The following is a 26,068-nucleotide window of genomic DNA, read 5'->3' as shown; positions in this document are numbered from 1 at the left end:
CCCTGAGGACACACGTTTCGATATCGTCGATAACCTAGCATGCCAGAAAATCACGAGTGTTAATGGGGGGCCTTCGGAGGCCTGTCGGCCGCGGCCGGGATCGGTGGTAGGCTCGCTGCGTCACGATGAAACACCTTCGTTCGGGTTGTCCCAGATCGAGCAAAGGCCGGCTCTATCGGACAGCGGCGTAATGCCGTTCTGACAAGGCGCAGTCATGCATTCCATCACGGCATTGCAGAAGCCCCCGTCCTCGTCGACCATTCTGAGCAAGACGCGTGCCGGGTCATCGCCTCGCCAGATCGGCTGTCGGATTCATTAACCTCGATCGCCGGAAATGATCGCATTCGGTTCTGGGATGCGACATCAGGCGGGATAATTGCACATGGAACCACCATTGACCGTGGGAGCCTGGACCATGACAGCGGATAGCACCGCGACCGATCCGATCGCCGCAGCCGGGGCCGCAGCGATCTTCGCGGACATCGCGATTGTCGGCGGCGGCCTTGCGGGTTCGTTTGCGGCGTCGGTCCTTGCGCGGGCAGGGCACCGCGTCGCGCTCGTCGACAAGCGCGCGGTCCATCCGGACGAGTTTCGGGTCGAGAAGATCGGCGGCCATCAACTGGAGATGTTCCGCAAGCTCGGCTTTGTCGATGGTCTTGTGAGCGCCGGTTGCCGATATGACCGCGTGCTCAATGTCAGGGAGGGCAAGGTGGTCGACGTCAGCGTCGGCCAGGCCTACGGGCTCCCCTATGCCGATCTCGTGGCCATGGCGCGCAGCCAGCTGCCCGATCTGTCCAGCCTGATCGTCGACGAAGTCACCGCGATCGGCGGTAGCGATGATATCCAGCATCTCGAACTTGCGTCCGGAAGGCGCCTCGACGCGCGCCTTGTCGTGCTGGCTACGGGCATGGCCGGAGCGCTCGGCTACAAGCTCGGCATCAAGCGGCATGTACTGGCCGAGCGCCATTCGGTTTCGTTCGGTTTCACGATTGTCCGCCGGAATGGCGCACCCTTCGATTTCGAGGCGTTGACCTGCTACGGCGAGCGCACGGCAGATGGCGTCGACTATCTCAGCCTGTTTCCGGTGCGTGCCGGCATGCGGGCAAATCTCTTCATGTTTCGCGACCCGACCGATCCGGTCATGCGCGATCTGCGTCGCGACACGGAAGCGACACTGCTGCGGTTGTTGCCGGGATTGCAGCCCTTTCTCGGCGATTTCCGCGTGACCGACCGGGTGCAGAATTGGGTGATGGACCTGTCCGTCGTCGAAGGACACCTCCAGCCCGGAATCGTGCTGATCGGCGATGCGTTTCAAACCAATTGTCCCGCTGCAGGAACCGGTGTTGCCCGCCTGTTGGTGGATGTCGAGCGCCTCTGCAACGAATATGCGCCGCGCTGGCTTGCAACTGCGGGCATGGGCACTGAGAAGATATCGCAATTCTATTCGGACCCCGACAAGATCGCGGCAGACCAGCAATCGCTGAAGATGGCTCGCTTCCGCCAGGCCCTGACGTCCCGCGACGACATCAGCTGGGACATGCGGCGACGGCTGCATTTCCTGCGGCGTCATATCACCCATCGGGTCGATCAAATGCGGCCAGGTTGGCTCGCGCAGGTCCGAAGCGCGCTGCGGGCCTGAGTGCTGCGCCCGGCGGCGCATCGCAGCGGTCAGCTGGTGGGCGTTGACGTGCGGGTCGGCGAGAGCCGGAACTCCGATATCCGCTTGGCCGCCAGTTTGAGCCATGGCGCCTGCTTCAGTGCGAACAGGGATATGGCGCCGGTGGTGCTGCCGGCCTGCGTGACCGCCCACATCGGCGAAGGCTGCGCGCCGAACAATTTCTTGTACGGCTCGTCACCGATGGTGAAATCGAGCATCTGGTCGCCGCGCTCGATGCAATCCCTCGCCACCTGCTCGAACATCAACGCGCCCAGGGACTGGCTCTTGTACCCGTCAATATCGAAGGCACTCATGATGACGAGGAAGCTGTCACGATGGCGCAATCCGAGCACGGCGGCGATCACCTGGCCATCCATCTTCATGGCATAGAGCCGAACGAGGGAGCCGAGGCCGCGCACCGCCACGTCGGAATAGAAGTCGTAATATTCGGGACGCTGGAGCAGGTCTCCGTCGCCTTGCGACCGAAAGCGCGGACCGCGGAACCTCCTCATCACGTCGAGTGCGTCGAGGACGGCGGCGCTGTCATCGCAGCATGAGAAGCTCAGCGCGCCCTTCTTCTGGAGCTGTCGATATTTCTTTGCGAGCTCCTTCTGATAGGAGCGATCCAGTGCGCTGGTCCGCCATTGTTCGAACGGAGCAACCAGAACGGTCGCGTATGCGTTCGTGTCCATCGCTAGGCGGCGGGGCGCGGCCAGAAGGTTCTCGATCGGAAGCCGCCCGTCCGGCAGCTTGGTCATTCGGATCAGGTCGAAGGGGCGGATGAGGTGGCGAATCTCCTCACATGCATCCGTGTCCCCAAGCAAATCGGCAAACACCTTCGTGCTGCAAACCGGCGCCAGATAATCGGAGACGCGGAGGTCGGCGAATTCGACAGTCCGCACCGGACCACGCCGGATCCGGAGCAAGGGCAGTACCATCGCAGGGGCACCCGTCGCGCGGTGGCGCGCCACGACAACCAGAGGGGTTGCCCCGACATGAGACGCGAGCCTCGTGTAAAGGCTATGCAGCCAGAGCGGATGCTGGAACGCGGTGGCGGCCGAGCCGTCGAACAACTCTGCATATTCCGGGGACAGGAAGTCGAATGCCGGCTCGACGGCGATATCGAACGTGTTGCTGGGCGTTTTCATGCGTAACCAGGGAAATCACATAGTCGGGAATGCCGATCGAGCCGGAGCCGAGGTTTTATAGCAGGGGAGTGAGGAGCGAGATACCGACGGGGTCCGATTTGGACTAATGCATTGAGCCAGGCTCATATCGTTACCGAACTCTTAAGATTTGGCAGCCGCGTGGGGCGTCCAATCCGCGCTAGCAAATAATTAACCGCGTTTAAGGAAGGTCAGTTCATGGCCAGCCTGCAGACCGAGGTGGATTCCGGGGCACCCGAGAGCGCGATCTGGAAGACGCGCAGCGTTGGCGTCGAGAAGATTGCCCGGGCTGCGATCGGCTGTTCGATCACCATCAACGTCATTGTGTCGATGGGTACCTTCAACTCCGCATTGCTGCCGGCGGAGCTGACCTATCTGCAACAGGCCGTCGCGATCCTGATGTGGAGCGTGCTCATCTACGCAAGTGCCTTCGTGCGTCCGTGCCTGCGGCTGCAGTTCAACCCCGATCTGACCGTGCTGGTCGCGTTTTACACTCTCGCCGTCATCTCCGTGTTCTGGACCAGCCTGAATGCCGCAGCGATCATGAAGAGCGCGGCGCTCGCGATGACGACCTTCGGTGCATTCTGCCTGATCACACGCATCGACATGGACGTGGTCATCAGGGCCACGGCCTTTGGGCTCTTCATATTGGTCGCCGCGTCGGCCTTCTGTGCGCTTGCCGCGCCCGATATCGGGATAGACCATAGCTGGATGCACAATGGTCAATGGCAAGGCGTATATGAATCGAAGCAGAGCCTCGGTTTCGTCGGCGCCTATCTGATGTTCTTCGCCTGCTATCTGAAGCTGAGGGGGCAGGGGTGGCTGACTTTCCTCGTGATGTTCCTGCTGGCGTCAACATGCGTCCTTGCGTCGGAATCGCGAGGTGCCGGTGCTGTTGCCCTGGTCGCCTGTGCCCTGCTCGTGACCTCGATGTGGTCGATCACCTGTATGCGACTCTATGCGGTCCTGCCGTTCGTCATGTGCTTGCTGGCCGCCGCGCTGATCCTTTACTTCTACACGACGGGCTATGACGCGATCCATGTCGGCGATGCGACCATTGATTTGACCGAGCGGACGTTCATCTGGCACTACGCCATCAGCCATTTCGACGACGCGCCGCTGCTCGGCTTCGGGATCAACGGCTTCTGGACGATTCCGTCGATTTACGATTATTTCGAGCAGAACCATGGCTGGGTGCTCGACAATTACCACAGCGGCTACATCGCGATCCTGATCGAAACCGGATTTCTAGGCTATGTGCTGTTTGCCGGAAGCGTCCTTTTGTTCTCGAACAAGATTCTCCACCTGATTTCCGCCCGAGCGATCGACCGGGCGCACTGCGCGCTCATCATCGGATTTGTCGTCCTCAGCTTTCAGACCAATTTTACGGAGACGATGTTCCTTCGCTCGACGACGTTCACGTCGGTGCTTCTGGCGGCGTTCTTCTTCGCGACGTGCAGACCGGTGCCGCGGGCCGATTTCTAGTCTCTGGAATGGAAGCAAGATGACCGCGATTTGTGCTCGCTGGCCGATAAGCCTCAGTCTCGCGGCCGCGGCATTCTTCCTGGCGTCGCTGTTCTCGTTTGCCCATGGGGCAGAGCAGGGCGCTTCGCGTGACGTGCTGAAATTGGGGCGCGGCATCAATATTCTCGGCTATGACGGGATCTGGGAAGGTGGTCAGAACGCGCCATTTCGCCTGGACAATCTGACGGCCATCAAGCGCGCCGGGTTCTCGCATGTCAGGATCAATTTCTTCGGCTTCAAGTTCATGGGCGCCGGGAATGTACTCGACGAGATCGTCCTGAGGCGACTTGATGCCGTCATCGAGGAAGTTCTTGCGCGGAACCTCATTCCGATCGTTGACGAGCACGACACGCACCTTTGTCAGCGCGACGTTGCCGGTTGTGCCGAAAAGCTCAGGGCGTTCTGGCGTCAGATCGCCGAACGCTACGCCGGAAAATATCCGGCGCTGGTCTTCGAAATCTTGAATGAGCCCGGCGGACAAATGACGTCCGCCGACTGGAATTCACTTCTCAACGAATGCCTTGAAATCATCCGTCGCACCAATCCCGGGCGGTCGGTCATTGCCGCCGTTCTCAACACGGATGACATCCCTGTCGACGCGCTGGTTCTCCCCGCTGATGATAGGAACCTTATCGTCACGTTTCACTATTACGCGCCGATAAAATTCACGCATCAAGGTGCACCGTGGTCGCGGACGTTTTCGCGGATCGGGCCGCTGGATTGGGGCAGTCCGGACGACGAAGCGAAGGCTGCGGCCGACTTCAAGAAGATGAGTCTCTGGGCCGAGAAGGAGAAGCGCTCCATCTATCTCGGTGAGTTCGGGGTGTACGAGCGTGCGCCATCCGAGAGCCGCCAGAGATATTTGTCGTTCGTGGCGAGAAGCGCCGACCGGCTCGGCTGGTCATGGGCCTATTGGCAGTTCGACCATGATTTCGCAGCCTTCGACAGCGCAAGACAGGCCTGGAAGCCGGATGTCCTGCGTGCCCTGATCCCGCCGCGTTGATATCGCGGCTGTCGAAAGGACGAGGTCTCGGTGCGCTAGCTAGACCTGAAACAACCGCCGCGGCGCACGCGTCAGGCACTCGTGTCCGGTTGCCGTAATCAGCACGGTCTCGCTCAGCGCGAGACCGTCGGCCGAAACATACATGTGGAACACCATGTCCTCTTCGAGCGTCCAGTCCGCGGTGGGCAGGAAGATGCGCGAGAAGTCGCTGGTGCGCGGTGTGTGGGCCGGATAGCAGCCAAGCGAATAGCCGGTGATGTTGGGATAGTCGGGCCTCAGGCCATCAGCGAGCATGGCGTTTCTTGCCAATGCGTCGACGTCGGCGGCGCTGGCTCCCGGTTTCATCGCATCGAACTGCCTGTCCTGGATCTCGATCAGGCGGCGGGCGAGCTGCGACCGACGCGGATCGATCTCTCCGATCACGGCCGATCGCATCAGGCGGGCGCTGTAGCCGTCGATATAGGGCAACAGCTCCATATGCAGGATGTCGCCTTCGGCGAGTGGCGCGCTGGTCAGCCCGCCGTGCAAGAAGGCGTTGCCGACACCGGCGGTAATGATGCCCGCGCGCGCCGCGTCGGCGCCTTCCTGCATGAACACTTGATAGACGGCCGCAGCTGCGTCGCGGGCCGATCGGCCTTCACCGGATGCTTTCACAGCGGCTTCAATGCCGAGGTCACCGATCCCTGCGGCGCGCCGAAGCACGGCGATCTCCCTTGCGCTCTTCCTGGCGCGGAGCTCGGCCATCACGCCGGAGAAGTCGGCAAAGCGCGCTTCCGGCAGTTGCGCCGACAGGTGCTTGAAGCGCGAGAGGGGCATGCAATAGGAGTCTTCATCCAGTCCGACGCGGCCCTTCGCGCAGCCGAGGCTGCGGATGGTGTCGGCCAGTACCTTGATCGGGTCTTCCCAATCGGCGAAGGCGACGGAGCGCGACAGCCACGAGCTCTCGGTGAACGGGCCGAGGTCGACGGCGCGAAGGATCATGATCGGCTCGCCATCGCGCGGCAGCAGGCAGGCCCGATACATGTTCTCGGAGATCAGGAAGCCGGTGAGATAGCCGAGGAACTCGCTCTGGTCGATGATCAGGACATCGAGATTGCGAGCTGCCATCCGCTCGCGGACGCGCTTGACGCGTGCGTCATATTCGTCGATCGGAAACAACATCGTCTTTCATCCTCAAGGGAGCAGATGCGCGCTTTCGAGCGCGCCTAGGCGCAAATCTCCAGGATGGCGAGCATGTAGATGCGGATCATGTCGACGAAGTCGACGATGTCGACCCGCTCGTCGGGCATGGTGTTGTAGCGGCCGCCGGGGCCGCAGACGACGCCTTCCATCCCGCCGAAATAATGCAGATGACCGGCGTCTGTGCCGTAGAAGCAGCTCGGCGCAACGGCGCCCGTCGGCTGCTCCTCGCCGCGCACCGCGCGATAGGCGCGGTTGACAGCCGCGACGATCGGGCTGGTGCGTGCCACCTCGAATGGCGGCATGGTCGGCACGCCGGCGCGGTCCTCCGACATGATTTCGGCCTTGAGCCCGGGAAAACGTGCTTCAAGCGCATCGAGCTCGCGGCGCATGTCCGCCATCGCGCCGGACTCGGTCTGTCCCGGTGCATAGCGGCCCGAGCCCTTGATCCGCAGGAAATCCGCGACCTGGGGCGTACGCCATTCGTGCAGCTCGCGCCCGAGCGCACCGTGGACGACGCCGACATGGACGCGATTGATCCGTTCATGTTCCGGCGAGAGTGCGCCCGAGAACTTCATCGCATTGAGGCGCGGAATGAGATCGCACGCCGCCGTGATCGTATCGACGGCCTCTTCGCGCTTGGACAGATGGCGGGTATTGCCGGTCAGCTCAATGATGAACATGAACGCTGCGGCGTGCATGGTCATCGCCTTCAGATCGGTCGGCTCTGAATTGATGAAATAGTCGGCGCGGAGCCCCTGTTCGACCAGCGAGTAGGTGCCGACCCCGCCCTGCAGCTCGCCAACGACGTAGGTGAGGATGACGTCGCCCCGGAGTCTAACGCCGGCGTCGATCAGTGTCTTCACCGCACAGAAATAGGCCGCGTCGCCGGCCTTCATGTTGGAGACGCCGATGCCATAGATGAAGGCGTCGTCAACCTTGCCCGCCCAGGGATCGACGGTCCAGCCCTCGGTCACCGGGTTGGTGTCGAGATGGCCGTTGAACATCAGGCTCTTGCCGCCGCCCGTACCTTGCCAGCGGCCGACCGCATTGACCCGGCCCTCATTGCCGAACGGCGAGAGCTCGGTGTCGAGGCCGATCTCACGCATGCGGCCGGCCATGTAGGAGGCGAGCTGCTTCTCGCCGTCCGATTTGGAGTAGCTCTTGTGCTGCACCATGCGTGACAGCAGGTCGAGGGCAGCGGGCACGTCGATCCGGGCGAGAAGCTTATCGTGATCCATGGCAGTAATTCCTTGTCGTCAGCCGACCGGCACGGGGGAGGCGGCCATCAGTTCGCTTGTATAGGGATGAACGTGATCCGCGTCGAAATCCTCGATCGGCAACAGGTCGACCATTTCGCCCTGGCGCATCACGGCGATGCGGTGAGCGATTTGACGGATAAGGTTGAGATCGTGGGTGATGAAGAGAAAGGCCGTTCCGGTCGCGGCGCGCAGCGCCAGCAGCAGTTCGATGATCTGCGCCTGCACGGAAACATCCAGCGGCGCGGTGATCTCGTCGCAGATCACGAGCTTCGGCCGTGCGGCAAAGGCCCGTGCAATGGCGACGCGCTGCTTCTCGCCGCCCGAAAGCTGGTGCGGCCAGCGACCGGCATAGGAAGCGGGCAGGCGAACCTGCTCGAGAAGGCGGGAAATCTCGGCCGCATTGCCGCCATAAAGCTTCAGGGGACGCGACAGGATTTCACTGATCTTCTGACGCGGATTGAGCGAGGCATCTGGATGCTGGAAGATGATCTGCACGTCGCGGCGATAGGCCGCGTTCATGTCGCGCGCGCCCGTGATCACACGATTGTTGAAGCGGACATTCCCCGAGAAGCGTGCGAGGCCGGTGAGCGCGCGTGCGACTGAGGATTTGCCCGATCCGGATTCGCCGACGAGGCCGAGAATCTCTCCGGTCCGCACGTCGAGGCCGACGCGTTTGGTCGCAGGCGGCGGTGCATGGCCGAACAGGCTGGCTCGGCCGTAGTGAACTTCGATGTCTGAGGCCGCGAGAAGAACGTCGTCGCCTGACTTGTCGTGAACGAGGCGCCGTTCCGGCCTCGGCACGGCCTGGACGAGGGCCTGCGTATCGGCATGGCGTGGCGCGCGGAAGATATCAGCTGCTGGGGCCTGCTCCACCAGATGGCCGCGTTTCAGCACTGCGACCCGGTCGGCAACCCGGGTCACGAGCGCAAGATCATGGGAGATATAGAGCGCGGCAACGCCGGTTTCCTCGCGCAGCCGGGCAAACAGTTCGAGGATGCGGGCGCCGGTGATGACGTCGAGTGCCGTGGTCGGCTCGTCGAAAAGAATGACGTCAGGGCGGCAACCGAACGCCGTGGCAATGATGACGCGCTGCTTCTCGCCGCCGGAGATCTCGTGTGGATAGCGCCGCATAATCGCAGCGGGGTCGCGCAGCTCGACATGACCAAGCAGGTCGATGGCGAGTGCATTCGCTTCGCGTTGGCCGAGGCCGCGATGCTGGATCAGCGTCTCCGTCACCTGCCGACCGATGGTGAGCGTCGGGTTGAGCGCGGTCGACGGATCCTGGAACACCATGCCGAGGCGGCGTCCCCGGATATTGGTCAGTTCCTTGGGGCTCAGGCTTTGGAGGTCGGTGTCGCCGAGGAGCAGGGAGCCTGAGATTTCGCGGGCATTGTCGGGCAAATGGCGCATCAGCGCCCATGCGAGCGAGCTCTTGCCGGAGCCGGATTCCCCGACGAGGCCCAGCACCTCGCCCGGCCTGACCTCCAGCGAAATGTCGTGCAGCACGCGCACCGGTCCGGCGGCCGTCACATAGTCGAGCGTATAGTTCCTGATGGCCAGCGCCGGGGTCACCGCTCATCCTTCGGATTGAGAGCGTCGCGAAGGCCGTCGCCCAGGAGGTTGAAGGCGATGGCGGTGAGCGCGATCGCTGCGGACGGTGCGATCAGACCCCACGGCGCCTGGTACATATATTGGCGGGCATCCGCCACCATGAGCCCCCATTCGGATGCAGGTGGCTGGGCGCCGACGCCAAGGAAGCTGAGCGTTGCGAACAGCATGACGGCGAAGGATACGCGGATGGTGGATTCGATCACGATCGGCGCCATCACATTGGGCAGCATCTCGCGGAAGATGATCCACGCCGCGCCTTCGCCGCGCGCGATGGCCGCCTTGACATAGTCCTGATTGCGTATGTTGAGCGCGACCGAGCGGGTGATGCGCGCCATGCCAGGTGCAAAGGCGACCGCGATGGCGACGACGGCGTTGCCGGCGCCGTTGCCCAGCGTCGAGACCAGGAGCAGGGCCATCAGAAGGCCCGGGATCGCCATCACGGCATCGTTGGTGCGCATGATGGCCTCGTCGGTCCGGCCGCCGAGATAGGCCGAGCCGACGCCGATGATCGCGCCAGCTGCGCTGCCGGCCAGGGTCGCGATCAGTGCCATCGGTACGGTCGAACGCGCGCCGACCATCAGGCGGCTCAGGATGTCGCGGCCGAATTGATCCGCGCCAAGCCAGTTCTGCCAACCGGGTGCGCGAAACCGGCCGAGAAAGTCGATCTTCTCCGGCGCGTACGGTGCGAGCGCCGGCCCGAACAGACAGGCAATGGCAATGAGCGCCAGCAGCGTGACGCCGACGAGCCCCTGCGGTCTCCGGATCAGGCGGATGAACAGATCAGTCATAGCGGATCCGCCGGTCGAGAAGGGCGTAGGCCATATCGGCAAGCGTGTTGGTGATGGCGTAGGTGACCGCCATGATCAATGCGCCTGCCTGGATCGATGGCAGATCGCGCGTGGTGATGGCAACCATCAACGCGCGCCCGATCCCGGGAATGGCAAAAATCTCCTCGATCACGATGATGCCGCCGAGCAGATAGCCGACATCCAATGCGATGATCGTCACCACCGGCAGCAGCGCGTTGCGGAGCGCGTGGCGGAACAGCACGGTACGTTCCGGCAAGCCCTTCAGACGTGCGGCGCGGATGTAGTCCGATTTCAGTACATCGAGCGTCTCGGAGCGCATCATGCGCATCACGTGAGCGATGAGGATCACCGAGATGGTCAGGACCGGCAGTGCCAGATGACGGATGCCGTCGCCGAAATCCTCCAGTAGCGAGACGTAGCCGGTTGCCGGCAGCCAATGCAGCGTGTCGGCCAGCAGCAGCGCAAGCAGCGTTGCGGTGACGAATTCGGGCAGTGAGACCCCGAGATAGGCGATGAGACTGACGCCGGTGTCCGTGAGCTTGCCTTGCCGCAGAGCCGCCACCACGCCGAGCGGCACGGCGACGACGAGCGTGACGAGGATCGACGCCGCCGCGAGCAGCAGCGAGCGCGACAGCGCCGTCAGCATATCCGGACCGACGGGCCGGCTCGTCCGCATCGAGATGCCGAAATCGCCGCTGAAGACGTGGCCGGCCCAGCGCAGATATTGCTGCCAGGCCGGATCGCCGAGCCCGAGCCTTGCCCTGAGCGCGGCCAGCATCTCCGGCGTTGCGTTCTCACCAAGCAGCGACTGGGCCGCGTCGGCCGGCAGAATCTGCGTAATGGCGAACACCAGCATCGAGACCACGATGACGGTGTAGGCCATCAGCAGCAGACGGCGCGCAAGCCAGGTGAGTGACACCCGATGTCTCCGGCGTCAGGCGCGCTTCGGCGCGCCGGTGCCGAGCGAGACCATGTCGAGGCGGAACACAGAGCCGCGCGGATGCAGTACGTAACCTTCGACATAGGCGCGCTGGGCGGCAAGAAGATCGAAGAACGCCGAGATCACCGTGGGGACCTCCGTGTTCATCAGCTCCTGCGCCTTGGCATAGAGCGCGGCACGCTTTGTCTCGTCGGTCTCGACGCGGGCGGCATTGATGACGGTGTCGAACTCGCTGTTGTTCCAGCGGGTCTCGTTCCAGGTCGCATTGGAGGTATAGAGCAGGTTGAAGATCGCATCTGCGGTCGGTTGCATGTTGTAGAAGCCGACGTAGAAGTTCCCCTTCTTCCAGACCTGGTCGAGATAGGTCGCGTGCGGCATCGTCTGCACGTTGATGCGGAAGCCGGCCGCGGCGGCCATTTCGCGAACCGCGACGCCGAGCTGGGTGCGAGTGGTTGGCCTGTCGGAGGCGATCAGCGTCAGATCGATACCGTTGGGATAACCCGCCTCGGCCAGAAGCTGCTTCGCCTTGGCGATATCGGGCTTCTTCTGCGGGATATTTTTGTAGAAGTGATAGGCGGAGTTCAGCGGCGTGTCATTGCCCGGCGTTCCGTAGCCGCCGGCGACGAAACCGACAGTCGCCTCGCGGTCGACCGCCAATGCGAGGGCCTGGCGGACCCTGATGTCGTTGAATGGCTTCTGGTCGCATCCGAGGTTGATATTGAGGAATTGGCCGGAGGGCGTGCGCAGCGCCTTGACGCCGCCGGCCTTCACAAGGCGCTCATATTCGCCGGGCGTCGTCGTCAGCAGCAGGTCGATCTCGCCTGATATCATTGCCGAGGCTTCGGCGGTGCGGTCCGGGTAGACGAGCAACTCGACGCGGTCGAGGTAAGGCCGGGTCGGGTCATAGTAGGCGGCATTGCGTTCGACGACGATCTTCCGGTCCGGCTCATAGGATACGAGCTTGAACGGCCCGGTGCCGTTTGCCGTCGTCGACAGGCTGGCGAGGTCGGATGCGATGACCTTGGCTGGGACGATACGCGCGTTGAGATAGGTCAGAGCCACCGGCAGGTCGGCGTAGGCGCCGGAGAGCGTGAACTTGACGGTCAGGGGATCGATCGCCGCGACCTCCTTGATCGGGCCGACATTGGTGCGGCCGGGGGAGGCGGTCTTCGGATCGAGGATGGCATTGATGCTGGCGACGACGTCTTCCGACGTCAGCGGCGAGCCGTCGTGGAACGTCACGCCAGGGCGTAGCTTGAAGATCCACTCCGTGCTTGTCGCATTCGGCTCCCAGGAGATCGCGAGGTCCGGCTCGACGGTCATGTCGGGCTTCAGCCGGGTCAGGTTGGAGTAGAGCAGTTCGGTGACGAGATATTCCGGATTGACCCGCGCCAGCATCGGATGAATCACCGACGCCGCCTGGTCCAGCGACATCCGCAGCACGCCGCCGCGCTTGGGGGTATCGGCGATGGCGGCCCTGGGCAAGGTAACGAGACTGATGGCGGTCCCGGCAAGAAAGAGGCGGCGGGTGACGGACAGCATAGGAGTGAGCTCCTCGAGTTAGCGAATGGCGGTTGCTTCGGGCGAAAGATCGGGACGGAATTCTGCGGACAGATAGGCAAGGACCGACTTCGCCAGCGCGACGATGTCAGTGAGTGTGGTGAATTCGCCGGGGGCGTGAATGCGGCTGTCTGGCCGGCCAAGGCCCGTCAGTAGGATCTCCTGCATGCCGGTCGCCTGCACCCAGCCGAAGTCGGAGCAGCTCGTCGCGCCCCATTTGGCGAAGTCGTCGGGCGCGTAGCCGAACCCGGCCGACAGCGCTCCCTGCCAGCGCGGCCAATGCGGGCCAGTCGGATCCGACGTCGGCATCAAATGACCGGTGAGAGCGATCTCGATCTCGGCGTGGGCTGCGGCCTTGCGGATCGCATCCTCGATCTCGCGGCGCGCGGCGGAAAAATCCTCTTCTGGCGCGTAGCGGCGGCAGAGGAGGATCTCGAACTGCGAGGGAATCTGGCCGCCGCATTGGCCGCCATGCGCAGCGGAGATGTCGAGCTGCGCGGCGAGCGGACTCGTCGCGCCTGGCGGGGCGGGCAGGGCGGAGATGCGCTTTGCGATCTCCGGCTTCAAGGCGGCGAGCGCATTGAGGATCGGCAATGCGGCCTCGATGGCATTGGCGCCGGCGCCTGCACGCGCGGCCTCGCTCGCATGAACCGTCCTGCCGTGGACTTTCACCAGAAGCGTGAACAGGCCGAAGCAGCCGGCCCAGATGCGTGGCGCAGCCGCGCCGTTGAAGTTGAGGATGTGACCGTCCAACAAGCCCTGCTCGGCGAGATAGCGTATGCCGGGATAGAGCCCGCCTTCCTCGTCGGTGCAGAGCAGCAGCATCGGATCGTAGCCGAGTGGCAGACCGGTTCTGTCGGCAGCGCGTAGCGCCAGCAGCACGGCGGCGATGGTGCCCTTCATGTCGGCGACGCCAAGGCCGATCAGCCGGTCGCCATCGCGCGTCAATTGCAGCGGATCGGTTGTCCAGCCGGGCGAAGCAGGCACGGTATCGACGTGGAAATATAACCCCAGCGCTGGCTTGCCGGAGCGGCGGCGTGCGATGAGATTGGTGCGCGCGCCGTGCGCCGGGCCGCCGTCGACGTGCCACAATTTCTCGGGCACTGCGACACGCCGGCATTCCAGGCCGAGCGATGCGACGACGCTTTCCATCAGCCCGGCAAATGCGTCGTAGCCCGCACCGGGCGGAAAGCTCGTGTCCACCGAAATCATCCGCGCGAGATCGTCGACCGCAGTTTCGGCGGTGCGTTCGATCTCGGCAAAGCCGGCGGCCAGGGTCGGTAGAGGCGAATTCATTTGCGATGGTCAATTTCTATATTCTATAAAGAAATAGACGATGGACGCCGACTGCTGTCAATTCCAAAGAATGAGGCACATGTGACCGGCAAACAGGCAAAGGCAGCGACCGGCGGGTCCTCGAGCCTGCCGATTCCGCTGTACGAGCACGTCAAGCGGCAGATCGCCGAGGCGATCCTCGTCGGCGAATTATCCCCCGGTACTGTCTTGCCGGGCGAGGTTGCGCTTGCAGCGCGCTATGGCGTTGCGGTCGGTACCATGCGCCGCGCGCTGGCGGACCTGACGGCCGACGGCATGCTGGTGCGCCGTCGCAAGACCGGAACGGTCGTCACCGGCCGCGCGCCACAGCACAGCCTTCGCTTCTTCTTTCAGTATTTCCGGCTGCACGGAGAGAACGGAAGCCTGCAGCGCTCGACGCCCGAAGTGCTGTCGCTGGCGATGCGGCCGGCAAGTTCCGAGGAGGCCGTGCTGTTCTCGGAGGCGGCCGGGGAACCGCTGCTGCATCTCCGCCGTATCCGGCGCGTCGGCCGCGTACCGGTCATGCATTCACGCATCAGCCTGGTTGCGCGTCGCGTGCCCGATTTCCCCTCAGTGCCGACACGTGTGCCGGCGCTGCTCTATCTGCATCTGCTCGATGTCTATGGCATCCGCATTTCAGCGGTCCGCGAAAAATTGCTGGCAGAACTGGCGAGCGCGGAAGACCGGCGGCTGCTCGGCTTGCGATCGCCAAGTGCCGTTCTGGTCATTCGCGAAGAAGCATATGATCAGGCCGGATCACTGGCGCTCCTCAGCGAGCACCGCGCGACAACCGCGCATCATCACTATGTCAACGAGATCCGCTGACGGCGTGAATCGTCCTGGTTTGATCAGCGCGCCGCGGCCTGGGCGGAGATGAAGGCCTGCTCCAGATGCGCGCGCATGCGGATCGAGGCCTCGGTCAGATTGCCCGCCGCAATGGATTCGATGATGGCGAGGTGCTCGCGGCACCATTCGCGGACGCGGCGGCCGTCGAAATAGCTGCCGAACTCGAGCAGGCGCCGCAGCCGGTTCTGGTACTGGATGGCCTGGGCAAAAAAGGCGTTGCCGCAGAACTCGGCGCACATCTCGTGAAATGCCGCATCCGTCTCGAACAGTTGCGTGCTGGAGACGGATGCGATGTCGGGGTGCGAGGCCAGATAAAGGTGTTGCAGGCGCATCCGTTCGATGGCGGCGGGATCCGGCTTGAAAGTCGCGAGCAGAAAGGCCGAGGGCTCGATCGTCAGGCGAAACTCGTAGCTGGCGCGGAGCGAGACGAGGGAGTCGAGCGTCGGCAGGAACGCCCAGCCATGGCCCTGCTTGCGTGCGATGAGGCCGTCTTCGGCAAGACGGGAGAGGGTGCGCGCGAGCGCGACGCGGTCCACATCATAGCGGCGCGCGATCTCGCTCTGGGTAATGGAGTTGGGAATGCGATGCTCGAGCCGGTCGCGAACCAGCTTTGCGTAGAGCTTCTCTTCGGCCGTCGACGGCACCTCGATCTCGATACGATGCAGCGAGTCGAACGGCTTGCGCAGGAAGAAGCCATGGTTCTTTCGCGTCTCGACGATGCCGCGGTCGGCAAGCAGGTCCAGCGCCGACCTTATCGGGGTCCTTGAGACGCCGATGAGATCAGCGAGCTGCTGCTCGCGCAGATGATGGCCGGGCTCCAGCTTGGCGTCCCTGATGACATCCAGAATCTGGTTGGCGAGGCGAAAGCGGGTTTGTTGGGTTGACCGCGCCATGGCGGGAGGCTCTGGGATCCGTCCTGAAGTACGAGTTGCAACTTACGATACAATGACCTCAAGCCACGATTTCGGCCAAAACCTATGCTGATTAAAGCTTAGCCAGCGATGCTCGCTGATCGGGCTTGACCTCAAACGCGGCAAGGATTGTATAATAACCAACAATAAAACAATCAAGCCACAGGGGTTACCCATGTCTCGTTTGCGCCTTGCCTGCGGAATCCTGTCGCTTTGCCTGTCGGGGTCGGTGATGGCGGCGGATCTCTCGTCGGCCACGCTGGTCGAGAAGGGCGCGCTGACCTACGGCGTCGCCGGCACCTTCGCGCCGTTCGAGTTTCAGAAGGACGGCAAGCTCTCCGGCTTCGACATCGACATGATCGGCCTGCTCGGCAAGAAGCTCGGCGTCGAGGCCAAGCCGATGAACATGGAGTTCAAAGGGCTGATCGTCGCGCTGCAAGGCGGCCGCGCCGACATCATCAATTCCGCGATGTACATCAACGAGCAGCGTGCGGCGCAGGTCGACTTCGTCCCCTATCTCAAGATCGGCACGCTGGTTGTTGTGCAGGCGGGCAATCCCGCCAAGATCACCGGCCGCGACGATTCCCTGTGCGGCAAGACCATCGCCGTCACGCTCGGCGGCATCCAGGAAACCTATGCTCGACAGGACGACAAGCGCTGCCGCGACAAGGGGCTCGCCGCGATCAACGTGATGACGCTGCCAACCGCGCAGGATTCCGCGCTCACGCTCCGGCAGGCACGGGCCGATGTCCTGTTCAACGCCACGCCTGGTGTGGTCGAACTGATGGACAAGGTGCCCGGCGTCTACGCGGTGGCGGGCGCGGAGTTCGAGGCCAACACGCAGATCGGCATGGCGGTGCGCAAGGGCGACACCGCGATGAAATCCGCGGTCGAGGCCGCATTGAAGGAGATCGTTGCCGACGGCTCCTATAAGAAACTGATCGAAACCTGGAAATTTCCTGCCTCGGTGTCGCTGTTCGATTAAGGGAGCCTGCCGGTGTCCATCGAACTCGTCCTGAAATATTTGACATCGCCGAACTTCCTGCACGGCGCGGAGATGACGCTGCTGCTGACGATTGCCTCGCTCGTCTTCGGCGTCCTGATCGGTCTCGTGCTTGCCTTGATCCAGGAGAGCCAGACCCGGATCGGCGCCGTGGTGACGCTGGCCTATCTCTGGCTGTTCCGCGGCACGCCCGTGCTGTTTCAGGTGATCTTCATCTACAACGTCCTGCCGTCGTTCGGCATCAGGCTGTCGGCCTTTGTCTGCGCGGTGCTGGCGCTGTCGCTGAACGAGGGCGCCTACATGGCGGAGATCCTGCGGTCGGGGCTTCAGGCCGTCAAGAAAGGGCAGCGTACCGCCGGTCTCGCGCTCGGCATGACCAGGACCGAGATGATGCGCTACGTCGTGATTCCCCAGGCCGCGCGGATCGTGTTGCCGCCGATCGGCAACCAGATGATCGGCATGCTGAAGCTCAGCGCGCTGGTCTCGGTGATTGCCGTGGAGGAGCTGCTGCTGGTCGCGAACCAGACGGCGAGCGCGGACTTCCGCTATTTCGAAGCGCTGACCGCCGCCGGTATCTATTATCTCGCAATGACCACGGCCTTCATGGGCCTGCAGATCCTGCTGGAGACCGTGCTCGACCCCAAGAAGCGGCAACGGATGCGGCGGCTTTCGCTGACCGAGCGGATGCTCGGGACGTCGAAGGCGCTGGCGGTGCGATAACTGGGATGCAGCACCTTCTCGAAATCGTCGGCATCAACAAGAGCTTCGGCGCGACGCAGGTCCTGAAGACCTGCACGCTGACGGTCGATCCGTCGGAGACGCTTGTTGTGATCGGGCCATCAGGGTCCGGCAAGTCGACGCTGCTGCGTTGCGTCAACCTGCTGGAGACGGTCGACAGCGGCGACATCTTCTTCGAAGGCGAGAACATCACGCGCGCCCGGCGCACCGCGCATCTGCTGCGCCGGCAGATCGGCATGGTGTTCCAGAATTTCGAACTGTTTGCCCACCTCTCGGCAGCCGAGAACGTCATGCTGGCGCCGGTGAAGATCCTCGGAATGAGCCGGGCCGATGCCCATGACATCGCGGTCGACCTCTTGCGCAAGGTGCAGATCCCCGAGAAAGCCGACGCCTTCCCGGACGAGCTGTCCGGTGGCCAGCAGCAGCGCGTCGCCATTGCGCGCGCGCTCGCGATGCGGCCGAAGCTGATGCTGTACGATGAGCCAACCTCCGCGCTCGATCCGGAAATGATCCGTGAGGTGCTCGATGTCATGGCGGCCCTCAGCGCCGAGGGCATGACGAGCATCGTCGTCACCCACGAGATGGGGTTTGCCAAACGCGCCGCCGACCGGATCGTGTTCATGGAAAGCGGCGAGATCATCGAGAGTGCCCCGAGCGACCAGTTCTTTGGCGGCATGGTCAACGACCGAACGCGCCGCTTTCTCGATCAGATTCTTCACTGACCCTGATATCCGGAGCCCGTTGATGCCTACATCTCCCGATGTCGCCCGTATGAAGCGCGAACTCGCAGAGCTCATTGCCATCGACACGCAGAATCCGCCCGGTCACGAAGCCCCCGCCGCGCAATATCTGCGCGATCTGCTGGTCACCGGCGGCTTCGACGTCGCGTTGCAGGCGTACAAGCCCGGACGCGTCAACGTCGTGGCGCGGCTCCAGAACGGCGCCGGCCCGGTGTTCGCATTCAACACCCACATGGATGTCGTGCCCGCCGGCGAAGGCTGGTCCTCCGATCCCTTTGGCCTGACCGAGAAGGACGGCCGGCTCTATGGCCGTGGCGCCTGTGACTGCAAGGGGCCGCTGGCGGCGATGCTGGAGGCCATGCGCATGCTTGCGGCCGACCGTACGGCATGGTCGGGGACGCTGCTTGGTGTTTTCGTCGCGGATGAAGAGATCGCCAGCGAAGGCGCCAAATTCTATGCCGCGGGCCATCCCCTGATCGACGCCGCCGTGATCGGCGAGCCGACGTCGAATGCCGTCTTCTCCGCGCACAAGGGCAGCCTGCGGCCAGTGGTGCGGGTGCATGGCGTCTCGGCGCATTCCGGAACGCCGCATCTCGGCGAGAATGCGATCTACCGGGCCGGCGAGTTGCTGGGCCTTGTCGCCGAGCATCACGATAAGGTCGTCCGTCACCGCAGCCATCCCCTGGTCGGGGCAGCCAGTCTTACGGTCACCAGGATCAACGGCGGCCATGCCGATAACGTGCTGCCCGGAGCCTGCGATCTTTTGCTCGATCGGCGGATGGTGCCTGGAGAGGATGAGGCGGCCGTCAAACGCGAGATCGACGAACTCCTCGTGGTCGCGCGCGAGCGCTTCGGCTTGCGTGCCGAGGTCGTCGAGTACAAGGCGACGACGGGCGGGGCGACGGAGACGGCGCAGGATAGCGCGATCGTGCAGGCGAGCCTTGCAGCCAGTCACGCTCACGGTGTGACAAAGCCGGGTCCGTTCGGCTTCCAGGGGGCTTGCGACCTCGTGCATTTCACCGGCGCGGGCGCGCAAGGAGTTGTGATCGGTCCGGGCGATCTCGCCGTCGCGCACAAGCCCGACGAGTTCGTGCCGGTCGATGAGTTCATCACTGCCAGCCTGATCTATCGCGACGTGGCGAAAGCCATGCTGCGCAACTAGGATCCAAGCGTTTGCGCGTTTCACTGCACCTGGCAGACTTGCACTACGGCGGCGGGCTCGTCCTGCACACGGCGTCGTCGGGCAGCATCCCGTCCCTGAAGGAAGTGTATCTGCGGCTTGATGATGGCGAGACGGTCGGCGTCGGCGAGGTGAGGGCCAACATCGCCTACCTCAACGGTTATGGCGAGAGGACCGTGATAGAGTCCGTCGTCGCCGCTGTTCGCGACGTCGACTGGAGGCGCGATCCCATCGATCTGATCGCGATGATGACGCTTTGGGAGGCGCCATACATTGCGCCGGTCCGTACGCTGATCGATTGCGCGTTGCATGATCTCGTCGCACGTCGGGAGCGCAAAACCGTGGCCGCCTGGCTCGGCGCGCCGCGAGGAGATGTGAGCTGCAAGACCAACCAGACCCTGTTCTGGTCGTCTTACGAAGACTTCCTTGCCAAGGCGCAGGCCTACGTCGATCGCGGCTACACGGATCTCAAAGTGCGCATCGCCGTCGGTGACTTTGCGGAGGATCTGCGTCGCATCGCGGCCCTGCGCGCGCGTTTTGGCGGACGGGTGAAGATTGCAGCGGACGCAAACGGACGCTGGATGGCCGATGAGGCGCTGGCCAAGCTTGAGGCGCTCGCCGCGTACGATCTCGCTTATGTCGAGCAGCCGGTGCCGCCCGGCGACTGGGCAAGCATCGATGCGCTCGCGGGGAAAAGTCCTGTTCCCGTGATGCTCGACGAGAGCATCGCCACGGCCACGGATATCGCACAGGTGTGCGCCTATCGGGGGCGGGTGTTTGCGCATCTCAAGCTCGTAAAGCTCGGCGGCATTGCGCCGACCGTTGCGGCCGCGCGAAAACTGTCTGAGGCTGGCGTGCCCTTCATGATCGGTCAGATGAACGAAGGCGCCGCGGCCACCGTGGCGGCGCTGCACGTTGCCTGCGCGACCGCGCCTGAATTCGCCGAGCTCTACGGAGCTGACGGGCTCGTCAATGATCCGGTTTCGGGCATCTCCTACACCGCGGGGGCGGTCCACGCGGAGCGCGCCCCGGGCCTTGGCGTCAAGTTCGACGCCGCCACCACCAAGCTCATCGGAGACTACAAATATGACTAGCGACAGCGTTCAGCAGGGCTCTGAATCAGCCTTCCCGAAACAGGAGTATGATGGACGGGTCGCGCGTGCTCGCGCGCTGCTCGCCAGGGCCGGCATCGACGTCATGGTCGTCACCGGGCCCGAAAACATCTTCTACCTCACGGGACAGCAGACGCCGGGCTACTACACGTTTCAGGCGCTGGTCCTGCCGGTCGAGGGCGAGCCGGCCTTCGTCGTCCGTCAGCTCGAATATTTCAACTTCATCGCGAACACGTTCATCGCCAATGCACAAGTCTACCAGGACGGCGATCAGCCGGTGAATTTCCTGGTTGATGTCATCAAGGACCGCGGCTGGGCGTCGAAGCGCATCGCAATCGACAAGCGCGGCTGGTTCCTGCCCGTCGCGACCTATGAGGCGCTCCAGGACAAGCTTGGGACAGTGCACGACGGCGCCGGCATCATTGAGCAGCTTCGGATCGTGAAATCGGCGGCCGAGCTCGAGAAGATCGCCACGGCCGCGTCTTATGTCGAAGCCGGCATGCGCGCAGGCCTTGCCGCGGTCAAGCTCGGTGCGAGCGAGAACGATCTCGTCTCCGCGATGGTGGGAACGTCGATCGCCGCGGGCTCCGAATATGTCGGCATGGAGCCGCTGGTCTCGGTCGGCCGTCGCTCCGGCGTGCCGCACGGCACCTGGCGGCGCGGGCGGATCGGAGCCGACGATCCGGTGTTCCTGGAAATGGCGGCAAGCCACGACCGCTACCACGCCGCGCTGATGCGCAGCGCCTGGCTCGGGACCATGCCGCAGCGTGCGATCGACATGGAGAAGACCTGTCAGGACGGGCTTTCTGCGGCGCTCGAGGCGATCAAGCCGGGCGCGCCCTGTGAGGCACCGCATCTGGCCTGTCAGCGGATCATCGATCGCGCGGGGTATACCGAGAATTTCAAGAAGCGGGTCGGCTACAGCATCGGCATCGCGTTTGCGCCTGATTGGGGCGAGGGCGGCGTGCTCAGCCTCTACACGGGCGTGACCACCGAGCTGCGGCCGGGCATGACGTTCCACCTGCCGGTCGCAATGCGGGACTTCGGCCAATTCACGGTCGGCGTCAGCGAGACCGTGGTCGTCACCGAGACTGGCTGCCGGCCGCTCAGCACGGTCGCTCGTCCGATCCTGCGCGTCGTGGGCTGAGGATGCGGCACGGCATCGACCGACCGTTGCGAAACTATCGCCGCGAGCGCTCTTCGAAGATGTAGCCGAGAAAATTCATCAGCACCTGTGCTGCGAGAATGCCCGTCACGCCGGCAGGATCGTAGGCCGGGGCGACCTCGACGAGATCGATTCCAACCACGTCGCCTCGCTTGGCAAGGCCCTGGAGGATCTCCATCACCTCGTAGTACTGGAAGCCTCCATGGCTCGGCGTCCCCGTTCCCGGCGCGATCGAGGGATCGAAGCCGTCGATGTCGATCGTGACATAGTAGCGAACGCCGTGCGGAATTTGCTGCAGGACGCCCTCGGTGCCGAGCTTGCGCGCCTGGCGCACCGAGAGGATGGTGGAGCCGCGCGCGCGGGCATCCTCATAGCCTTCGCGGGCGGTCGAGGACACGTTACGGATGCCGACCTGGGTCAAACCGGTGACATGGGCCTGCTCGGCGGCGCGCCGCATCGGATTGCCGTGTCCCTCGCGCACGCCATGCCTCACGTCCACGAAATCGAGATGGGCATCGATCTGCACGATATGGATCGGACCATGCTCGCTGAAGGCCCTGACGCAGGGAATGTTGACCGCATGGTCGCCGCCGAGGACCACAGGCATTACCCCGCGTTCGAGGATATTGCGAACGGCGGCTTCTGCATTGGCGTGGCTTCTGACAGTATCGGTGTGGACGATGTCGACGTCTCCGACGTCGACGATGCGCACCTTGTCGAGCGGCAGATAGGTGACGTCGTCCTCATGATCGTAGGCTCCGCCATGGCCGAACGAGAAGAGGGTCGAGGCTTCGCGGATGGCACGGGGCCCGAACCTCGCGCCCGAGCGGTATTGCGTGCCCATGTCGAAAGGCACGCCGAGCACGGCGACATCAGCGTCGAGCTTATCCCACTCGAGGCAGACCGGCCGCTTGCCGAAGGTGCAATGTCCCACAAATGGCAGGTCCAGCCTGCCGCCCTCATACCCGTGTGCCATCATTCCCCCGTTCAGTAAGCTGCTCGCGCCGACGACGAGGCTATGGCCTGAAAGAGCCGACCATCGACAGCGTCGATGCCTGCGGAAGCAGATTTCATTCCAATCGATATGCCAATTTCGCCTGTATCGGTCGGCATCGAGTAGCCGTGCGCCGAAATGTCGTGGCACGTCCAATGCATGGGCCCGGGCACCGATGTCGGCTTCGGAGAAAGCCCGGCATTTGAACGGAAGGAAGATAGAATTCGGAGACCACGGGAATGATCGCCAATCCCGTCCAGTGGCCCGGCGGAGCGAAGTGCGCCTGCTGCCTGACCTTCGACATGGATGCCGACAGCCTGATCCATGTCGAGCACCCCCGAGACGGCAATAATCGCGTCTCGGGCATCTCGATGCTGCGCTATGGGCCGACCGTTGCCGTCCCGCGCATCGTCGAGACCTACCGGCAACTCGGAATCAGGCAAACCTTCTTCGTGCCAGCCTGGTGTATCGAGCAATATCCCTCCGCCGTCGAGGCGATGCTCGCCGGCGGACATGAGATCGGGCACCACAGCTATATCCACGAGAACCCACTCGAGCAGACGCGGGAGGAGGAGGCCTATTGGCTCGATCTCGGTATCGACATCATTCGCAGGGCGACGGGACGGGCGCCGCGTGGTTGGCGGGCGCCTCTCTATAATTTCTCACAGCATTCGCTCGACTTGCTGCTGGCGAGGGGTTTCACTTACGACGCTTCGCTGATGGGCGATGATGTGCCCTATGTCATCAAGAGCAGGGCGAGCGGCGACGAGCTGATCGAGCTGCCGACCCATTGGGGCCTCGACGACTGGCCGCAATATGTCCAGTCCTTCGATCTCGATTACTTCATGCCCGTGCGCAGTCCCAGCAACGGCTTTGCGGCCTTCCTGGAGGAATTCCAGGCGGCCTACACCTATGGCGGCTTGTGGGTCGCCACGCTGCATCCCTTTGCAACGGGGCGGCTCGCCCGCTGGCATGTCTTTGCCGGCTTCCTCGAGCGGATGGTGGCGCAAGGCGACGTCTGGTTCGCCCCCATGGAGGAGATCGCCGCGCATGTACGGCGCGAGATCGACGAGGGGCGCTATTTGCCCCGTATCGAACTCCTTCCGCAATATCCCGAACCGGTCGGCCGGATCTTTCCTCGACGTCAGCGGTAGATCTCGGGCTCGTTGAGCGATTGTGGAAGCGGCCTGATGCAACGGCCGAGCGCTGGCGCCGGTCACCGACGAGGCTGCAAGCTTGCGACGCTAGAGCATCGGCTCGAACTGGCAATGGAAGAGCATCTCGATCGGTGAGCTCAGTCCCGCCATGCCGGTCAACCGGAAGGTCCCAAATCTCGGCCCGTGGTTGTCGATGGCGGAAGGTGCCACTCGCCACGCATTCGCATAGCTGCACCCCGCGGGCCATTCGATCAACGTTGCGGCACAGTCGGCAGTTGCAACGACAGTCATCGCATGCGTCGCGGCATGTCGTTCGCACGGAACTCTGGCGGGGCCGATGCAATCCCGCTGATCACGTGTTGCGCATGTCGTAGGCGGTTCGTGCGTCAGACGACAGATTTTTGCCAGGCGTGGGCCTCGCGCCGCGGCAGTTTGCCATATAATCGGTCAAAAGCCACAAAGATGCCTACGATATCGGGCCGATTTTATATATGGCACGCCTTCTGCATGACCGTTTTGACCGATTGGACGGTTGCTGCAAAAAAGGGGAATGTCGATGCATCCGAAATTTGACCGGCGCCACTTTCTAAAGGGTGCGGCGGGAGCCGCGGTTGCCGCGAGCTACACGCAGATCAATCCAGACTTCTTCATCTCCGCGGCACATGCGCAGGCCGGCAAGACCATAACCTTCCTGTCGGCCGAGAACATCACCGGCAATTGGGACCCGACCGCCCACACCACGCTGTCGCAGAAGAACATCGAAGGCTTCGTGATGGGTTTTCTCACCCGCACGCCGATGAAACTCGATAATCCAGGCGAGGTCATCTACGAGCTTGCAACCGACATCAAGCTGCTCGATCCTAACCGCCTGCAAATCAAGCTGCGCCCGGGTGTGGTGTTCCACGATGGCAAGCCGTTCAAGGCGGAGGACGTCAAGGCCACCTTCGAATATGGATCCAAGCCCGATCGCCCCGCGCAATGGTATCCCGGCCCCAGCGAAACACTGAAGATCGAGACGCCCGACGACTATACGGTCATCGTCGACACCTCGAAGGGCGGCTATCCGGCGCACCTCTTCATGTTCCTCGCGGCATTCCTGCCGATCATGTCGGCAAAGGACATCGCGGGCGGCCCGGGCGGCGTGCTCTCGCAACGTCTCAACGGCACGGGTCCGTTCAAGTTCGTCGAGCAGCGCGGCAACGATACCGTGATGAAGGCGTTCGACGGCTACTTCAAGGGCAAGCCGGCCATCGCAGGGATCAACTTCACCTTCACCGGCGACTCCACGACGCGCATGCTGTCGCTGATGAACGGCCAAGCCTCGATCGTCGAACGGCTGGAGCCGGAACAGGTCGACACCGTCAAGGGCAACCCCAATATTCGCATCAACCGGGTGGTGTCCGTCGAGAACAAATATCTCTGGTTCCGCTGCTCGAAACCGCCCTTCAACGATCCCCGCGTTCGCCTTGCCGCCTGTCATGCCATCAACCGCGACCTGATCCTCGAGGTGCTGGGCTCGGCGGGCCATGCCTCGTCGAATTTCGTTTCGCCGGTGAAGTTCGGCTATGTCGACCTCGAAAACTATCCGAAGTTTGATCCGAAGAAGTCCCAGGCGTTGCTCGCCGAGGCCGGCTTCCCGAACGGCAAGGGCTTGCCGCCGCTCGAATACATCACGTCGGTGGGCTTCTATCCCAAGACCAAAGAGTATGGCGAGATCATCACGGCGATGCTGAACGAGCAGGGCTTCAATGTCAGCCTGACCGTGCTCGAGCCCGCCGCCTGGAATGAGCGGCTGTACCATCGCCCGGGCGGTGGGCCCGGCCACATGGTGGATTGCGGCTGGTCGACCGGTTCGCCCGAGCCGGACCTCATTCTGCGCACGCATTTCCACTCCTCCTCGCATCGCATCTGCGGCATCGAGGATGCGGCGATCGATGCAAGCCTCGACAAGGAGCGCAGTGCCTCGACCCTCGAGGAGCGAAAGAAGATCCTCCAGTCCGAGACGATGCCGTTGCTCGCTTCGAAGATGCCGGCGCTCTCCTTGTTCACCTCCGTGATGATCCACGCAATGCAGAAGGATTTCGAAGGCCTCTATATCTACCCGGATGGATCGATGGATGCGTCCAAGCCCGTTGCCTGACCACGACTGGCTGCCGCGTGCCGCGATCGTGCGGCGCGCGGCCCGCCATGCCCTTCA

The 26,068-nt window shown here is 63.2% G+C and carries 22 protein-coding genes; 12 read left to right on the top strand and 10 right to left on the bottom strand.

Going from position 1 to position 26,068, the window contains the following annotated elements; all coding sequences use genetic code 11:
* Positions 1-415: 415 nt before the first annotated feature.
* Complete coding sequence (locus tag AC1RR3_RS20360; protein ID WP_492824891.1) at positions 416-1,639, top strand: FAD-dependent oxidoreductase; 1,224 nt, start codon at positions 416-418, stop codon at positions 1,637-1,639.
* Positions 1,640-1,668: 29 nt separating this feature from the next.
* On the opposite strand, the gene AC1RR3_RS20355 is transcribed toward AC1RR3_RS20360, so the two are convergent.
* Positions 1,669-2,805 carry a GNAT family N-acetyltransferase gene (locus tag AC1RR3_RS20355; protein WP_492824890.1) on the bottom strand — a complete coding sequence of 379 codons (1,137 nt, stop codon included), beginning with the start codon at positions 2,803-2,805 and terminating at the stop codon, positions 1,669-1,671.
* Between the two features lie 216 nt (positions 2,806-3,021).
* On the opposite strand from AC1RR3_RS20355, the gene AC1RR3_RS20350 reads away from it, so the two are divergent.
* Positions 3,022-4,308, top strand: a complete 1,287-nt coding sequence (locus AC1RR3_RS20350) for an O-antigen ligase family protein (RefSeq protein ID WP_492824889.1) — start codon at positions 3,022-3,024, stop codon at positions 4,306-4,308.
* Between the two features lie 19 nt (positions 4,309-4,327).
* The gene (locus tag AC1RR3_RS20345) at positions 4,328-5,350 is read left to right on the top strand and encodes a glycoside hydrolase family 5 protein (protein ID WP_492824888.1); all 1,023 of its coding nucleotides are present in this window, start codon (positions 4,328-4,330) and stop codon (positions 5,348-5,350) included.
* Positions 5,351-5,389: 39 nt separating this feature from the next.
* On the opposite strand, the gene AC1RR3_RS20340 is transcribed toward AC1RR3_RS20345, so the two are convergent.
* Genes AC1RR3_RS20340 through AC1RR3_RS20310 form a run of 7 tightly spaced genes read right to left on the bottom strand, consistent with a single transcriptional unit; the run spans position 5,390 to position 14,007 of the window.
* Positions 5,390-6,511, bottom strand: coding sequence for a M24 family metallopeptidase (locus AC1RR3_RS20340; RefSeq protein ID WP_492824887.1), 1,122 nt, complete (start codon positions 6,509-6,511; stop codon positions 5,390-5,392).
* A 44-nt stretch (positions 6,512-6,555) separates the two neighbouring features.
* Entirely contained in the window at positions 6,556-7,770 is a 1,215-nt protein-coding gene (locus AC1RR3_RS20335) for a M20 family metallopeptidase (RefSeq protein ID WP_492824886.1), read from the bottom strand.
* An 18-nt stretch (positions 7,771-7,788) separates the two neighbouring features.
* Positions 7,789-9,363, bottom strand: a complete 1,575-nt coding sequence (gene nikE, locus AC1RR3_RS20330) for a nickel ABC transporter ATP-binding protein NikE (RefSeq protein ID WP_492824885.1) — start codon at positions 9,361-9,363, stop codon at positions 7,789-7,791.
* A complete protein-coding gene (locus AC1RR3_RS20325) occupies positions 9,360-10,190 on the bottom strand; it encodes an ABC transporter permease (RefSeq protein WP_492824884.1) in 831 nt (276 codons plus the stop codon). The genes nikE and AC1RR3_RS20325 overlap by 4 nt, the downstream gene beginning before the upstream one ends.
* Positions 10,183-11,130 (bottom strand): ABC transporter permease, encoded by a 948-nt coding sequence (locus AC1RR3_RS20320; RefSeq protein ID WP_492824883.1) that lies wholly within the window; start codon positions 11,128-11,130, stop codon positions 10,183-10,185. Before AC1RR3_RS20320 ends, AC1RR3_RS20325 begins: the two co-directional genes overlap by 8 nt.
* Before the next feature lie 15 nt (positions 11,131-11,145).
* Entirely contained in the window at positions 11,146-12,693 is a 1,548-nt protein-coding gene (locus AC1RR3_RS20315) for an ABC transporter substrate-binding protein (protein ID WP_492824882.1), read from the bottom strand.
* An 18-nt stretch (positions 12,694-12,711) separates the two neighbouring features.
* Entirely contained in the window at positions 12,712-14,007 is a 1,296-nt protein-coding gene (locus AC1RR3_RS20310; RefSeq protein WP_492824881.1) for a M20 family metallopeptidase, read from the bottom strand.
* A gap of 81 nt (positions 14,008-14,088) precedes the next feature.
* Here AC1RR3_RS20310 and AC1RR3_RS20305 point away from each other — a divergent pair, with 81 nt between their 5' ends.
* Positions 14,089-14,850 carry a GntR family transcriptional regulator gene (locus tag AC1RR3_RS20305; protein ID WP_492825152.1) on the top strand — a complete coding sequence of 254 codons (762 nt, stop codon included), beginning with the start codon at positions 14,089-14,091 and terminating at the stop codon, positions 14,848-14,850.
* Positions 14,851-14,873: 23 nt separating this feature from the next.
* Here AC1RR3_RS20305 and AC1RR3_RS20300 read toward each other — a convergent pair whose 3' ends face one another.
* Positions 14,874-15,764 carry a GntR family transcriptional regulator gene (locus tag AC1RR3_RS20300; protein ID WP_492824880.1) on the bottom strand — a complete coding sequence of 297 codons (891 nt, stop codon included), beginning with the start codon at positions 15,762-15,764 and terminating at the stop codon, positions 14,874-14,876.
* A 193-nt stretch (positions 15,765-15,957) separates the two neighbouring features.
* Here AC1RR3_RS20300 and AC1RR3_RS20295 point away from each other — a divergent pair, with 193 nt between their 5' ends.
* The 6 genes from AC1RR3_RS20295 to AC1RR3_RS20270 are packed head-to-tail and all read left to right on the top strand — an operon-like array spanning position 15,958 to position 21,702.
* A complete protein-coding gene (locus AC1RR3_RS20295; protein WP_492824879.1) occupies positions 15,958-16,767 on the top strand; it encodes an ABC transporter substrate-binding protein in 810 nt (269 codons plus the stop codon).
* A 12-nt stretch (positions 16,768-16,779) separates the two neighbouring features.
* A complete protein-coding gene (locus AC1RR3_RS20290) occupies positions 16,780-17,505 on the top strand; it encodes an amino acid ABC transporter permease (protein ID WP_492824878.1) in 726 nt (241 codons plus the stop codon).
* Between the two features lie 5 nt (positions 17,506-17,510).
* A complete protein-coding gene (locus AC1RR3_RS20285) occupies positions 17,511-18,245 on the top strand; it encodes an amino acid ABC transporter ATP-binding protein (protein ID WP_492824877.1) in 735 nt (244 codons plus the stop codon).
* Positions 18,246-18,267: 22 nt separating this feature from the next.
* Positions 18,268-19,425, top strand: coding sequence for a M20 family metallopeptidase (locus AC1RR3_RS20280; RefSeq protein WP_492824876.1), 1,158 nt, complete (start codon positions 18,268-18,270; stop codon positions 19,423-19,425).
* A gap of 11 nt (positions 19,426-19,436) precedes the next feature.
* The gene (locus AC1RR3_RS20275; protein ID WP_492824875.1) at positions 19,437-20,537 is read left to right on the top strand and encodes a mandelate racemase/muconate lactonizing enzyme family protein; all 1,101 of its coding nucleotides are present in this window, start codon (positions 19,437-19,439) and stop codon (positions 20,535-20,537) included.
* Positions 20,530-21,702: a M24 family metallopeptidase gene (locus AC1RR3_RS20270; protein ID WP_492824874.1), complete on the top strand. Its 1,173-nt coding sequence runs from the start codon at positions 20,530-20,532 to the stop codon at positions 21,700-21,702. The genes AC1RR3_RS20275 and AC1RR3_RS20270 overlap by 8 nt, the downstream gene beginning before the upstream one ends.
* A gap of 34 nt (positions 21,703-21,736) precedes the next feature.
* Here AC1RR3_RS20270 and speB read toward each other — a convergent pair whose 3' ends face one another.
* Positions 21,737-22,699, bottom strand: coding sequence for an agmatinase (gene speB / locus AC1RR3_RS20265; RefSeq protein ID WP_492824873.1), 963 nt, complete (start codon positions 22,697-22,699; stop codon positions 21,737-21,739).
* A gap of 254 nt (positions 22,700-22,953) precedes the next feature.
* Between speB and AC1RR3_RS20260 the strand changes: the two genes are divergently transcribed.
* Together AC1RR3_RS20260 and AC1RR3_RS20255 are read left to right on the top strand one after the other, a co-directional pair.
* Positions 22,954-23,868: a polysaccharide deacetylase family protein gene (locus AC1RR3_RS20260; RefSeq protein ID WP_492824872.1), complete on the top strand. Its 915-nt coding sequence runs from the start codon at positions 22,954-22,956 to the stop codon at positions 23,866-23,868.
* A gap of 559 nt (positions 23,869-24,427) precedes the next feature.
* Entirely contained in the window at positions 24,428-26,011 is a 1,584-nt protein-coding gene (locus AC1RR3_RS20255; protein WP_492824871.1) for an ABC transporter substrate-binding protein, read from the top strand.
* The last annotated feature ends 57 nt before the right edge of the window (positions 26,012-26,068 follow it).

Source organism: Bradyrhizobium sp. GW821-FHT13H05, assembly GCF_058804065.1.
The sequence above is the reverse complement of the archived record's forward strand: the minus strand, read 5'-3'. Positions and strand labels throughout refer to the sequence as shown.